Here is a 13,432-nt window from a genome sequence, read left to right as displayed (position 1 = left end):
TAGAAAAATCCTAGGGTTGAGTTGCAAAGTTTGAGACAAATAAACCAATCATCCCTGAATTTACCCCTAGGTATATGTATCCCAAGATACAAAAACTTGGGTCTCTGCCTCAATTCTGCATAGGGAGCAACTTGTACCAGTTAGATATGTTGCAATTGTCCACCCTTGTGGAGTGTCCAGTGATGACCCATTCGCACCACGCCAATGCCGCTGTTGTCCGCCGCTGGGTGCTCAGTTCTTTCCTGATGGGTTTAGGGTGTGCAACCCTACAGTTGGCTCCTGTAACTGCTCAAATTGCCGTCTATGAAGGGCAGCGGGTCACGGGGGATGTCACCCTGACCCTCCCCGATGGCAGCACCTACAAAGGGGAATTGCTAAACGGTCGCTTTAATGGCCAAGGCATCCTCACGATGGCCAATGGCAACCGCTACGAGGGAGAATTTCGCAATGGCCGCTACCACGGTCAGGGGGTGCTCACCTATGCCGATGGCGGACGCTATGAGGGTGGCTTTGCCGATGGTATCTTCAATGGCAAGGGCATTCTACAACTGGCCAATGGCCAGCGCTACGAGGGAACGTTTCTCAATGGTCAATACCATGGGGAGGGGGTACTCACCTTTCCCGACGGCACTCGCTACGAGGGACAGTTTCTAGCGGGCAAGTATCATGGAACTGGAATGCTCTCCTTTGGGAATGGCACAAGCTATGCTGGACAGTTTCGCAATGGCTTATTTGACGGAGAGGGGGTGCTCACCCTGCCAGATGGCTCCCGGATTATTGCTACATGGCGCCATGGTCGTCGCGAGCCCCGCTAATCCTTTTCCATCGAGCTGGCCGTGGGTGATCCACTGACGGCAGCGCTGAGTCCCTACGCCCGCTTTGGGGTGCGCCTTGGCCTTGAACCCATCCAGGCGCTCCTGAGTGCCTTGGGGTCTCCCCAGTTACAGGTGCCCTTGATCCACGTTGCGGGGACAAATGGCAAAGGCTCGGTGTGTGCCTATTTGGATAGTGTTTTGCGGGCAGCGGGCTATCGCACGGGTCGTTATACCTCGCCCCATCTGTTGAGCTGGTGTGAGCGCATTTGTGTCGATGGTGAACCCATTGCCCCGCAGGTGTTTTTGACCCTCATTCAACAAATTGAAGCCGTCTTGCCCCAGGTGGCCTATCCCCCCAGTCAGTTTGAAGTGGTCACGGCGGCGGCATGGCTCTATTTTGCCCAGCAGGGGGTGGAGGTGGCGGTGATGGAGGTGGGCTTAGGGGGGCGCTTGGATGCCACGAATGTGTGTCAGCCCCCTTTGGTGAGTGTGATTACTTCCATTGGTTGGGATCATTGGCAGCGGTTGGGCAATACTTTGGGGGCGATTGCGGGCGAAAAGGCTGGAATTCTTAAGCAGGGTGTACCCGCTGTTGTTGGTCCTGTTCCTCCAGAGGCAAAGACGGTGATTGCCGAGCGTTTAACAGCTTTGGCTTGCCCGACCGTCTGGCCAGAACCGGCGCAGTGGTGTGTTGAGCGGGCTGGATGGGCAACTTGGGGTGGCATTGAGTATCCCTTGCCTTTGGCGGGAGAAATGCAGTTAACCAATTCCGCGATCGCGATCGCCACACTGCAATGTCTGCAAGCTCAAGGCTGGCAAATTTCCCTAACAGCGATTCAACAGGGAATGGCACAAACCCGCTGGCCGGGACGACTGCAATGGTTACACTGGCAAGGGCGAAAACTGCTCATTGATGGTGCCCACAATGCTCCTGCAGCCGCTTATCTACGGCAATATGTAGATCAATTGGGCTGGACAGAGGTGACTTGGGTAGTGGGGATGCTAGCCAATAAGGATCATGGGGGGATTCTCAAACATCTCCTGCGAGCCGGCGATCGCCTGTGGTTGGTGCCTGTCCCGGATCACGCTAGTGCTAACTTAGAGGACTTGAAGGAACTTGCCTACACCTGTTGCCCTCGGTTAGGGGAATGCCGTCTTTTTAACGATGTGGCTGAAGCCCTCGACAGGGGGGGCGATCGCTGCGTGGTCTGTGGCTCCCTTTACTTAATTGCTCGTGTTTTGGGGGCGATCGCCAGCAAAGACTCTCAGGCAACTCAACTGTAGAAAACTAGCGGTGCTCAGCGAGACAACTCATCATCTATACCGGCAAAGATGGTACGGGGTCGCTGAATGCCCAAGCTTGGGCGGCTGTATCACTCAAGGCAAGACAAAAGGAAAATCGCTGACTCATATCAGGCAATTGGAGGGTATATTGCTGTGCTTGAAAAAGATGGCTGACCAGTCCCTGAAAAACGCTTTGAAACTCTAGTGATTGCTGTCTAAAAGAGCCGATATCTATGTGGGACACTCGCTTTCAAGGAGACACCTATTTCTACGGCACGGAGCCAAACGACTTCCTCAAAGCCCATGCCCATGACTTTGGGGCCCAAGGGCAAATTCTCTCCCTCGCCGAAGGGGAAGGACGTAATGCGGTTTATCTTGCTCAACAGGGATATGCCGTCACGGCTGTGGATGCCTCCCAAGTGGGACTGGCAAAAGCACAGCGCCTTGCTCAAGAAAGGGGAGTCTCAATTACCACCTATCACTGCGATCTGCGGGATTTTGACCTGGGTGAAAACGCCTGGGATGGAATTATTGCTATTTTTTGCCATCTGCCACCAGAGCTGCGTACCCTAGTCAACCAGCGCATTGTCAAAGCCCTCAAGCCCCAAGGCCTCTATCTCAGTGAGACCTACAGCAAGAAACAACTGGGGATGGGCACAGGGGGCCCGCCCACACTGGAACTACTGCACGACCTAGAGCAAATGAAGAGAGAACTGACGGGTCTAGAGTGGCTCCACGCCCTTGAAATCCAGCGGCACATCCATGAGGGCCAAGGCCATCGCGGGCGAGGCTGGGTGATCCAACTGATTGGCCGCAAGGTCTGATTGCTCATCTCATTGCAGCCGCAAGGGCAGGGTAAAATCAAGGTAATGTTGTTCTATTGCTATGCCGCCGCGACGCACCCGTAGCCAAGCCATTATTCTCGATGCCCTTAGAGCCAGCGGCCGATCCCTCTCGGCGCAGGAGCTTTTTTTAGAACTGCGGCAACGACATACACCCCTAGGTCTGGCAACGGTTTATCGCACCCTAGATAGTCTGCGCATCAATGGTGAGGTGCAAGCACGCCCCTTGCCCAGTGGTGAACTGGTCTATAGCTTGGTGCAGCAGGATCAGCACTACCTCACTTGTTTACACTGCGGCACATCCATTGGAATTGAGCAGTGTCCTGTACAGCAACTCGAAACGGCGCTACAGGAGTCCTATCACTTCAAGGTTTTTTACCACACCCTGGAGTTTTTTGGCCTCTGCGCAAAGTGCCAAGAAATGGCGCAGCGCTAAAGCGGTATTCTGGATTAGGCAAGTCTTCGGAAAGTGGTGTGATTGAATTTGCCAACTGTGCTTGGACTCGGGCGATCGGCCAAGGCTGGGAGAATCCTTATCGCGTTCGCTATGCCAGCAATTTAGACGATGGCCCTTGGCATGGAATGCCCCTCGGTGGCTTTGGCGCTGGCTGTATTGGCCGTTCCTCCGCCGGGGACTTCAACCTCTGGCACCTTGATGGCGGAGAGCACATCTTTGGCACCCTGCCCGCCTGTCAATTTAGTCTTTTTGAGCAAGGAGAGCGGACACAAGCCTACGCCCTAGGAACTCCCCCGAGCGATGGCCGCCTCAGTACTTGGCAATGGTACCCCACTGGTAAAGGCTTCTACGCTGCCCGCTATCCCCGCAGTTGGTTTGTCTATGAGGGAGTCTTTAGCGCCCAGATCACCTGCGAACAGTTTTCACCGATTCTGCCCCACAACTACCAAGAAACCAGTTACCCTGTGGCGGTGTTTCTGTGGACATTCAGCAATCCCACAGATCAGTCCCTCACCCTGAGCCTAATGTTCTCGTGGCAAAATACCGTCGGTTGGTTTCGCAATACTGCCCCTTCTTCCGCCATTGCCATCCGCGATGATGGTAGCCCTGTCTATACCTACACGCCCCGCTGGGGTCAAAGTGACGGCAATTTTAATGAACTGATTCAAACGGCGTCTTTTCAAGGTTGGCGACTGCGGCGTATGCCCCACCCCAACCCACCCCAAGAGGGGGATGGCGAATGGGCAGCATTAATTCCCACAGGCCTTGGCGAGTTTTTTGGCTGTAGTCGCTGGCAGCCAGAGGGAGATGGGGCACAACTATGGCAATCATTTTCCGTGGATGGTTCCCTACCGTTTGTTCATGACCCCACCCCAGCGGCAGTGGGAGAACAGGTGGCCGCCGCTTTTGCCCTGCGCTTTTCCTTGGCACCGGGAGCAAGAAAACAAATTCCTGTGGTCCTAGCGTGGGACTTTCCCGTGACCGAGTTTGGCAAGGGGGTGATCTATTACCGTCGTTACACGGATTTTTGGGATCGCCGAGGGACTAATGCCGTCACCCTTGCCGCCCAAGCCCTCGCCGCCTATGCCACGTGGCAAGAGCAGATTCGCACTTGGCAAGCACCGATCCTCAGCCACCCCGACTGGCCGGACTGGTTCAAGATGGCACTGTGTAATGAGCTATACGTTCTCAGTAGTGGGGGGAGCCTCTGGAGTGCGGCCAGCGATCGCGATCCTGTGGGTCAGTTTGCCGTTTTAGAATGTCTTGACTACCGCTGGTATGAAAGTCTGGATGTGCGTCTTTATGGCTCCTTTGCCCTCCTGCAACTGTGGCCAGAGCTGGAAAAATCCGTGATGCGTGCCTTTGCGCGGGCCATTCCGACAGCGGATCCAACCCTGAGAATCATTGGCTACTTCTATCGCGGTGATCCCGAAACCGCCTACAAAGCGCCTCGTAAACTGGCCAATGCCGTTCCCCACGATCTCGGTGCTCCCAATGAGCACCCTTGGGAAAAGACCAACTACACGGCCTACCAAGACTGTAATCTGTGGAAAGATTTGGCCTCGGATTTTGTGCTGTTGGTCTATCGAGACTTTTTGTTCACTGGGGGGACAGATCTCGATTTCGCCCGTGAGTGCTGGTCGGCGGTGGTGGCAGCCTTAGACTATTTGAAACAATTTGACCAGGATGGCGATGGGCTGCCAGAAAATGGGGGTGCCCCGGATCAAACCTACGATGACTGGAAACTACAGGGAGTCAGTGCCTACTGTGGTGGCTTGTGGTTGGCAGCCCTAGAGGCGGCGATCGCCCTCGGCACGATTCTCCAACAACCGCAGGTGGAAACCTACCGCCAGTGGCTTAGCCAAGCTCGCCCCCGCTACCATCAACTGCTGTGGAATGGCGAGTACTATCGTCTCGATACGGGCAGTGGCTCCGATGTGATCATGGCGGATCAACTGTGTGGCCAGTTTTATGCCCAACTCTTGGGCTTGGTGGATATTGTGCCCCCCGACTGTTGCGATCGCGCCCTGCGGAAAATTTACGACACCTGTTTTCTCAAATTTCACAACGGCCAGTTGGGGGCTGCCAATGGTCTATTGCCCAACGGGCAACCTGAAAACCCCCACGCTACCCATCCCCTTGAAGTATGGACGGGGATTAACTTTGGCTTGGCCGCCTTTTTGTGGCAGCGGGGAATGACCCACGAAGCATGGCGTTTAGCCGAAGTGGTGGTACGGCAAATCTACGAGAATGGCCTGCAATTTCGGACGCCGGAGGCGATTACGGCCAAGGGTACCTTCCGTGCCAGTATGTACCTGCGCCCTATGGCTATCTGGGCACTGGCTCTTGTCAGTGGAGGCTCACAATCCGCCTAAAAATTTCGTAGTCTATTTTACATTGTTTTAATTGCTGAAACCGCGACAATGGCGACCAATAGGCTGCCCGTCTATGATAGGGGGTAGCGCCTCAATAACCCTTTCTCTAGATAATCTATGGATACTCTCAGCCAACGTTACCTACGTCTGTGCCAAGCCTATAGCCAACTGGCAGAACGCTATACCAAACTCGATATTGACCACATGACCCTGCGGGAAAAGCTCGTCCCTTTTCTGATGGCGTTCAAATACTACAAGCAAATGACAGAGCAGCTCATGGCTGAAAAAGAGGCCATGCAGCGGGAACTCCATGACCTGCGCGATCGCTACCAGTTGCTGGTGAGTCAAAACGGCAATGTTCCCATCCATGAAGAACTGCTCAGTGCCCTTGCTGAAGCAGAGGAGCAGATGGGACTCATTGAAGAAACCTTCAAGGAACAGGAGGCTGACCCAGATCCCAACCTGCTTCCCATTGAAAAGCAATTGCTGGAAGAATATACAAAAGGGAGTGGTGACTTTCAAGTCCTCCTCCCGCAAGTGTCGAGTCACTCCGGGGTTACTGCCTAGATGCTCTGGCCAGCCAGTGAAGAATTTGCTGCCCTCTGTCGCACCCAATTAGAACTCGTTGTCAACAGCTTGGGGGCCTCTTCACTGGCGGTCTACCTTAGTGAAACCCTCAACGACTCTCCCTCATGGTCCCCTGTTGCGGTTTATCCAGAGGCGGCACCCCTCCTGAGCGTACCCATTCCCCCGACACTACCACCGCCAACCGCAGCCCCAGAGACTGCTCTAAGCCATTACCCTCAACAGGTTGTCTCGTCCTTAGCCAATCAACTGATCCTGCCCCTGATGTACCAAAATTGGGTCTTGGGGGTACTGGTGGCACAGCGGCAACACCGTCCTTGGCTGGCAGCAGAGCAGGCACAATTGCAACAGGTGGCACAAACCCTGGCCATCGCCTGCCTCTTGGATCAACGGCAACAATGGCTCAGCCACTGCCGCGCCCACCCACTGGATCAACAGCAACAGCGCTTTGACGATCTGCTCCATCAACTGCGCAATCCCGTGGCCGCCATTCGCACGTTTGTCAAGCTCCTGCTCAAACGCTTGGAACCTGATCACAAGGGGCGTCCCCTCGCCGAAGGCATTGCCAAGGAAACAGAGCGGCTCATGGCACTGTTGGAGGACTATCGCCAACAGCGCAACGATATTCCCGTCTTTACGGGCAGACAGCCCCTACCCCTTGCGGGTAAACCCCTCGATCTAGCTGAAACTCTCTTGCCGCTGATCAGTGCCGCCCAAGCTCGCGCTGAAATGGAGGGTAAAACCTTTGTGGTGGAGATACCGCCTCAACTGCCGCCCATCTGGCTCGAGGAACGGGTGCTGCAGGAGGTTGTCGGTAATCTACTGGACAATGCTTTTAAGTACACCCCGCAAGGGGGCACGATTGGTCTGCGCTTGACGCTCTCGCCCACCGCCTTAGAGTTAACCGTTTGGGATACCGGCTGTGGCATTCCTAAGGAGGTGCAGCCGCGTCTTTTTGAACGGGGATATCGGGGGATTCAAGCGGACAGCGAGATTGAGGGGAGTGGTCTGGGCTTGGCGATCGCTCAGGATTTGCTGCGTCCCTATGGTCTAAACCTGCGGGTGACCAGTCCCTACGCAGGCGATCGCGGCACGGCCTTTACCTTGGCGATTCCCTGGCAAATGGAGGTGGAACCATGAGTGCTCTGAAACCGCGTCTTGCCAAGATCAGCAGTCAGGGGCATCAATTCCTTGTGGTGATCTTTGCCCTACCCCTATTGATCTCAGCCACAACGGGAATAGCCCATCGTCTTGGGCGCAGTTGGTTTGGGCTATCTAAAGACTTTGGGCGGGCAATGATGACCCTCCATGAGGGCCGCTATCTGGGGGAATGGGGCGTGCCGCTCTATGTGTTGGTCCTTGGCTTGGGCTTGCTGGGAATCATTGCTACGGGTTTGGGTCTCCTGTGGGGGCGATCGCTCCCTGGCCAGTGGTCAGCGCGGCGGCTACATCACCTCCTAGCTGGCATTGCAGCATTGCCCTTGCTCGTGAGTGCCACGACAGGAATTGCCTATCGCCTTGGCCGCAACTGGTTTGGCCTCTCCAAGGAACAGGCGGCAATTTTCCTGAGCCTACATCAGGGAAGCTATTGGGGGGAGGTGGGGCGTCCCTTCTATGTGCTCTTGGTGGGGCTGAGTTTGCTGACACTTCTGGCCACAGGGGTGTCAATGCTGACTATCCTGCGACGGCTGCCCCACTGGCGTTCTAGGGTCACCCCAGAGACCTAGCTGCAAAATGTTACGAACTATGAGGAGGCGTTGCCAAAGGGGAGTACCTATGGAGTAATAAATACAGCACTTGATCGCGACTGTTATTCCATAAAGGAGTTGTTCATGGCGCTGACCGATACCCAAGTTTACGTTGCCCTTGTGATTGCCCTGTTGCCTGCGGTACTGGCATTTCGGCTTTCCACTGAGTTGTACAAGTAGTCAGAACGGTTGTTGCCAACTGGCTGCAGGGCTCTATTTCTCTAAAAATTTAAAAATTTATTAGGCAGTTCCCCATGGCGTTGCTCAAGCAAAGGAGCTGCCTTTTTCTTTTATACTGATAGACAACTTGCCGTTCACGGTTTAGCCATGGCTCACTCTCTTCGAAAAATTCCTGCGATTGCCTGGGAAGCGGGTGCCAAAATTGCAGTGAATCTAGTGCTACTCGCCTTTGCCCTTGGGGCGATCGCCAAGCTGGTGCCCTATCAACTGAGTCAACTGCAAAAACTCCATGCCCTCGAAGCGGAAGTGGCCCAACTGGAGGCGCGAGTTAGGGAATTACAACGGGAACAGGAGCGCGATCGCCAGCCCCAAGCACGGCGGCGCATTGCCCAGGAGGAGGCCAATTTAATTGGCGCCAATCAGCGGCGGATCATCTGGATACAACCTAAAAACCCAAAGCAAGAACCCGATTAAGCCTAAAACCCTAAAACAAGGCCAAAACTAAACCACAGACACCACAGAGAGCGGCACTCAGGGAAGCATAGGTCATTTTTCGTTTTTGCTGTTTGTACTGCTGAATCAGCGGATCCTCAAAGCTCAGGGAAATGATGAATTTTTGTCCCCTGTTTTGCGGCTTTTGGAGGCGGAGAACTCCCCCCTGATCCGAGGCCATGCCCACCACCGAGATGGGTTGCCCCAAGGGCAGCACCCACTCCTGATAGCGATAGCCAAGCGTTGTATTACTACCAAAGCGCCAATTCAATGACAGAACCCCTAAAGAGAAGGCAAGGGAATGGGGTTTATCCACTGGCCGCAGTTCATCTAAGACCTGCACAGCTTCAATCTCAGCACCGACAGGGTTCACCTCAATCTCCCCTTGATGATCGCGCAGAAAAATAGGGTTGACTGCTCATGGCGGCCAATGATTTCCGAGGAGCGATCGCTCCCCTGTTTTTCATACTCGCGGCTGATAATCGTTTTGTAATAGACACAGGGAATGCGCTTCACTTCCGAGAGCAAGGGCTGAGACGCCGTTACTTGACCAACCACCTGCACATACTCGCGCCAACTGCCGCTACCCATCTCCTGAGCCACCTGTTGTTGGAACTTTTGTAACTCACCAATGGTGCTAGGACTGGCCACCTTTATTCCTCTGAGCTTCAGCCGATAATAGCCCTCAAGGGCAAAGAGAAAAGCCGATCCCGTTAAGCAAAGGTGAGCAAAAACCCCCATGGTTGCCGTTGAATCCCTCTGTGCTGATTTTAGCTTTATCGGCGGGAAGTCCCGCATGCTGCCAGAGGTTAACTCTTTTAACTCATCGACATTAGGCCAATGGTAAGGCCAAAGAGACCGTCAACAACGAGTGTACTCAAGACAGCGCCCATAAATCCCCATACGGGCAAGACGGAGCCACGACGAATCTGGGATTCAAAGAGGGGCAGCAGACCAATGAGGAGCAAACTCAGGCTCAAGAGAACCCCCCACACCTGGCCACTAAAGGTCTGGGCCTGAGCGATCGCCTGTGCAAGCATCTCCTGAACTGAAATGACATCCCCTTCGAGATACATAATGGCTCGCCAATGGGGAATCACATCAATCAAGTAAAAGTAGGCATCAGTGATGGCAGTGCCCAGAAAAGAGCCGCAAAAAAAGAACACGCCCACCAGTTGCTGCCGTTGCCGCAGGTGCCAGAGCATCAGCGGAATGGGTAAAGCCTCAATGGGCAAATGCCACAGGGGTTCCCAGCGCAACCATCCCCAGTAGAGCGAACCTGCCCCCCAACACCAGCTAAATCCATAAAGCATCTCACCCCAATAGCGGGAGTGGGGCTGGCGTTGGAGATAAAAACTGAGACCCACCAGCAGCGGCGTCAAAGCCAAACTCAGCCAAGGCAATGTCCGCACGAGAGGCGCCTCAATAAAAACGGGAATGGAGACCAAGCAGGCGGCAAAGCCAAAGAGCAACCAAGCTAGCCGTGAGCCAAGGCGCAGAGAGGAAAGTGTCGAGGGGGAAGTAAGAGCAGTCAAGGGAATATCGGAAATTGTTAACTTTTATTTCTTTCCTTTAAGGTATCACAGGCTGGAACGTCGGGAGCGGGGCGATCGCCGAGGCGCTTGAGAGCGCGCTTTGCGCCGCAGGGTTTCTGATAAATCAATAAAGGCATCCCGCTGCAAAATTGGGTAGGTGCCAATCCAGAGGCGATGGCGGGGTAGGAAAACTTCAGAAATCAATTCAATCTCTGCAAGATCAGGACGACGGGAGAGAACCAGCATTTCCGCTGCATCGCCAGGGCGAATCCCTCGATGTTGACGCAGCAATTTGGCTTGCACTCTGGTTTCAAAGCCCGTTTTATCGCCAATCTCCAGATTCAAGCAGCGTTCACGGTTCTCAATAATGACGAGTTGTCCCTTGTCGTTAACTGTCTCTTCTTTGCCCACCAATTCTTCCGTGACATAAACATCCAAGACACGCCCGCGCCAAAAGCCGCCATAGGGAAACCGCCGATGGCGACGATTGCGAAATGAGGCTAGCACTGCCGGTGCCCAGAGCCAATAGAGACCCGCCACCAGACCCAAAATCAGTTGAGCGCTATCCCCTAAAAAATTCAAACCCAAGGCAATAACGGCCACCGCCACCACGGAGAAGGTTAAGCGTCGTAGAAAGTCCTGAAGCTTGCCCCAAACATAGCGATACTGGGAACCGGTGGCCACCAGCGGCACCAATTGACGGACTTTCTCTTGGGTGAGGGGAATGAGCACAACCAGTTAGGGCGTCGACGTTGTCTCCAGGGTATTCGTAGCGGGACGCGGCGGCTGGCGATCGCGCCACCAGGCAAGGAGAGTACTGGCAATGAAAATACTTGAATAGGCCCCCGTTGTGAAACCAATCAGCAAGGCCAAGGCAAAGTAGCGCAGTGTATCGCCCCCAAAGAGAAGAATCGTGATCAGAGGCAGTAGCGTTGTCAGGGTGGTATTGATGGAGCGGCCAAGGGTTTGCACTACGGCCTGATCCACCACCTCTTGAATTCCAAGCTCTGGGTTGAGGTTCAGTGTTTCCCGCACGCGGTCGTAGATGACCACTGTATCGTTCACAGAAAAACCAATGATCGTGAGCAGCGCCACAATGAAGAGGCTATCAATTTCCACCCCTGCCACAAGTCCTAAAATGGCAAAAATGCCGGTGGTCACCAATACATCGTGGACAAGGGCGACAAGGGCAAAACAGGCATAGTCAAACTGGAAGCGCAGCGTCAGATAAATCGTAATGCCAATAAACGATACCAACAGTGCCAGCAGTCCCGATCGCAGGATTTCATTGCCAAGGGTCGGACCAACGGTCTCAATTTGGGTTTTCTGGGGGTCAAAGTCACCGATTTTTTGCGTGAGGGCGTCACTGAGGCGGCTGCGCTGATCCACAGAGAGAGGCACTGTGCGAATACTCACCCCATACTCACCCACAATTTGCAAGCTGCTGTTGCCCAATCCCTGCTGGTTGAGCACTTGACGCACCACATCAATATCAATGGGCTGAGAACAGTTGTTGGTGGCGCTGCAGGCCAGTTCAAATTGCAACCGCGTCCCGCCAATAAAATCTAAGCCTAACCGCAGGGGAGTGCCCAGGGACACCCAAGAGATGGCCATGGCCACAAGCCCACTGAGAATGACCACCAAAGATAGACCCCACCAGAGCGATCGCTGGCGATTGACACTAAAGCTCATCGAACGCTCTCCAGTTTTGGACAGAACCAATTGGGCCTACGCAGACTGGGAATGCTAATGGCATAGAACAGAAACGTGCGACTACAGGTGAGAGCCGTAAACATACTAATGCCAATGCCAATGGCAAGGGTAACGGCAAAACCGCGGACAAACCCTGTTCCCAAGGCAAAGAGGGCAGCACAGGCAATCAAGGTGGTGACATTGCTATCCAGAATACTGGCAAAGGCGCGATCGAACCCCGATTCAACGGCACGGTAGAGGGTTTTTCCTGCCCGCAGCTCCTCGCGGGTACGCTCAAAAATGAGCACATTGGCATCCACCGCCATACCAATACTGAGAATAAAACCCGCAATCCCCGGCAGTGTCAGCGTCACCCCAAACAGCAGAAAAGCTGCATAGGTAAAGATGGCATATAGAAGCAGGGCAATATCGGCAATGAGTCCCGGCAGGCGGTAGTAGGCGACCATAAAGACTAGCACCAACCCCAAGCCCGCCAAGCCGGCATAGAGACTATCGCGAATACTGTCTTGCCCCAGGGAAGCACCCACCGTGCGGTTTTCCACGACCTCTAGGGGCACCGGCAGTGCACCCCCCTGCAACTGAATCGCTAAATCATTCGCAGTTTGGGCAGTAAAACCCCCAGAAATCTCCGCACTCCCGCCAACAATCCCCGTTTCTGCATATTCCACCGCCACAGTTGGCGCACTAATCAGGCGATTGTCAAGAAAAATCCCAAGGCTGCGGCCCGTGCCAGCAATCTCCTTCGTCAGTTGGGCAAACAGTTCAGCCCCTTGGTTGTCAAAGCGGACAATCACACTCCAGTTTGGGGATCCAGGCGCCACTGGAGTGGCAAAGGCCTCCCTGAGCATTGCCCCCGTTAAATCGGAGGGTCTAAAGAGGCCGGCGATCGCTTGCTGGCTTTTTTCAAGGGAGTCACGGTTTTTTCTAGCTTCGCCTCAATCTCCTTCAGGGCTTCGGGATCATTGGCCTTCTGAGCCTGCTCCGCCAAGAGTTGAGCCTGTTCCAAGAGCAGTTGCGACTGAAGTTGCCGCTCAATTTGCAGTTGTGTCTCTGTGCCCGACTTCTGCACAGCAAAGAGCAGTTGCGCTGTCCCCTTGAGAATTCGCTCCGCCTGCTGTGGATCCGTCACCCCGGGCAATTGCACCAAAAGCTTGTCGTCCCCGGCGGTTTGTACCACTGCTTCGGCAACACCCAAGCCATCAATCCGCCGTTGCACCACCCCTTGAACTGCCGCCAGCACTTGGGGCGTAATTTGCGGCACCTTGTCTGTTGTTTGCACCTGCAACGTCAGTTGGGCACCCCCCCGCAGATCTAAGCCCAGCCGAGCCGGCGTGCGCACAATGACCCACGTGGCAGCCATCAGCAACACCAAAATGCCAATCAGCCAGCCGCGATACTTTCCCATG

Annotated in this window: 15 protein-coding genes and 1 pseudogene; 10 read left to right on the top strand and 6 right to left on the bottom strand. The window is 54.5% G+C overall.

Annotation, left to right across the window (positions count from 1 at the left end; genetic code table 11):
• Window positions 1-146 precede the first annotated feature (146 nt).
• The 10 genes from NK55_RS01100 (at window position 147) to NK55_RS01055 (ending at window position 8,760) form a co-directional block, all read left to right on the top strand.
• Complete coding sequence (locus tag NK55_RS01100) at window positions 147-815, top strand: MORN repeat-containing protein (protein WP_225871767.1); 669 nt, start codon at window positions 147-149, stop codon at window positions 813-815.
• Window positions 816-830: 15 nt separating this feature from the next.
• On the top strand, window positions 831-2,099 hold the full coding sequence (locus tag NK55_RS01095; protein WP_398508280.1) for a bifunctional folylpolyglutamate synthase/dihydrofolate synthase: 1,269 nt from the start codon (window positions 831-833) through the stop codon (window positions 2,097-2,099).
• A 233-nt stretch (window positions 2,100-2,332) separates the two neighbouring features.
• Window positions 2,333-2,923 carry a bifunctional 2-polyprenyl-6-hydroxyphenol methylase/3-demethylubiquinol 3-O-methyltransferase UbiG gene (locus NK55_RS01090; RefSeq protein WP_024124011.1) on the top strand — a complete coding sequence of 197 codons (591 nt, stop codon included), beginning with the start codon at window positions 2,333-2,335 and terminating at the stop codon, window positions 2,921-2,923.
• 61 nt (window positions 2,924-2,984) lie between these two features.
• Window positions 2,985-3,377, top strand: a complete 393-nt coding sequence (locus NK55_RS01085) for a Fur family transcriptional regulator (RefSeq protein ID WP_024124010.1) — start codon at window positions 2,985-2,987, stop codon at window positions 3,375-3,377.
• 38 nt (window positions 3,378-3,415) lie between these two features.
• Entirely contained in the window at window positions 3,416-5,773 is a 2,358-nt protein-coding gene (locus NK55_RS01080) for a GH116 family glycosyl hydrolase (protein ID WP_024124009.1), read from the top strand.
• 117 nt (window positions 5,774-5,890) lie between these two features.
• Entirely contained in the window at window positions 5,891-6,340 is a 450-nt protein-coding gene (locus NK55_RS01075) for a hypothetical protein (RefSeq protein ID WP_024124008.1), read from the top strand.
• Window positions 6,341-7,498, top strand: coding sequence for a HAMP domain-containing sensor histidine kinase (locus NK55_RS01070; RefSeq protein ID WP_024124007.1), 1,158 nt, complete (start codon window positions 6,341-6,343; stop codon window positions 7,496-7,498). It begins immediately after the preceding gene.
• Entirely contained in the window at window positions 7,495-8,085 is a 591-nt protein-coding gene (locus NK55_RS01065; protein WP_024124006.1) for a hypothetical protein, read from the top strand. Before NK55_RS01070 ends, NK55_RS01065 begins: the two co-directional genes overlap by 4 nt.
• Before the next feature lie 105 nt (window positions 8,086-8,190).
• Window positions 8,191-8,286 (top strand): photosystem I reaction center subunit XII, encoded by a 96-nt coding sequence (psaM, locus tag NK55_RS01060; RefSeq protein ID WP_011056052.1) that lies wholly within the window; start codon window positions 8,191-8,193, stop codon window positions 8,284-8,286.
• A 147-nt stretch (window positions 8,287-8,433) separates the two neighbouring features.
• On the top strand, window positions 8,434-8,760 hold the full coding sequence (locus tag NK55_RS01055) for a hypothetical protein (RefSeq protein ID WP_024124005.1): 327 nt from the start codon (window positions 8,434-8,436) through the stop codon (window positions 8,758-8,760).
• A gap of 10 nt (window positions 8,761-8,770) precedes the next feature.
• On the opposite strand, the gene NK55_RS13360 is transcribed toward NK55_RS01055, so the two are convergent.
• The 6 genes and pseudogenes from NK55_RS13360 to secD all read right to left on the bottom strand — a co-directional run bounded on the left by NK55_RS13360 (window position 8,771) and on the right by secD (window position 13,431).
• Window positions 8,771-9,151 (bottom strand): E3 ubiquitin ligase family protein, encoded by a 381-nt coding sequence (locus tag NK55_RS13360; RefSeq protein ID WP_051372746.1) that lies wholly within the window; start codon window positions 9,149-9,151, stop codon window positions 8,771-8,773.
• A complete protein-coding gene (locus NK55_RS13355) occupies window positions 9,148-9,519 on the bottom strand; it encodes a hypothetical protein (RefSeq protein WP_051372745.1) in 372 nt (123 codons plus the stop codon). Before NK55_RS13355 ends, NK55_RS13360 begins: the two co-directional genes overlap by 4 nt.
• Window positions 9,520-9,596: 77 nt before the next feature.
• The gene (locus NK55_RS01045; protein WP_225871766.1) at window positions 9,597-10,313 is read right to left on the bottom strand and encodes a DUF3120 domain-containing protein; all 717 of its coding nucleotides are present in this window, start codon (window positions 10,311-10,313) and stop codon (window positions 9,597-9,599) included.
• 45 nt (window positions 10,314-10,358) lie between these two features.
• A complete protein-coding gene (locus NK55_RS01040) occupies window positions 10,359-11,045 on the bottom strand; it encodes a hypothetical protein (protein WP_024124003.1) in 687 nt (228 codons plus the stop codon).
• Between the two features lie 6 nt (window positions 11,046-11,051).
• Window positions 11,052-12,005 (bottom strand): protein translocase subunit SecF, encoded by a 954-nt coding sequence (gene secF / locus NK55_RS01035; protein WP_024124002.1) that lies wholly within the window; start codon window positions 12,003-12,005, stop codon window positions 11,052-11,054.
• Window positions 12,002-13,431 (bottom strand): annotated as a pseudogene (gene secD, locus NK55_RS14185) (protein translocase subunit SecD). The gene secF and the pseudogene secD overlap by 4 nt, the downstream one beginning before the upstream one ends.
• Window position 13,432: the final 1 nt, after the last annotated feature.

This window comes from Thermosynechococcus sp. NK55a, assembly GCF_000505665.1.
In the GTDB taxonomy this organism is placed as follows: Bacteria; Cyanobacteriota; Cyanobacteriia; order Thermosynechococcales; family Thermosynechococcaceae; genus Thermosynechococcus.
The sequence above is the reverse complement of the archived record's forward strand: the minus strand, read 5'-3'. Positions and strand labels throughout refer to the sequence as shown.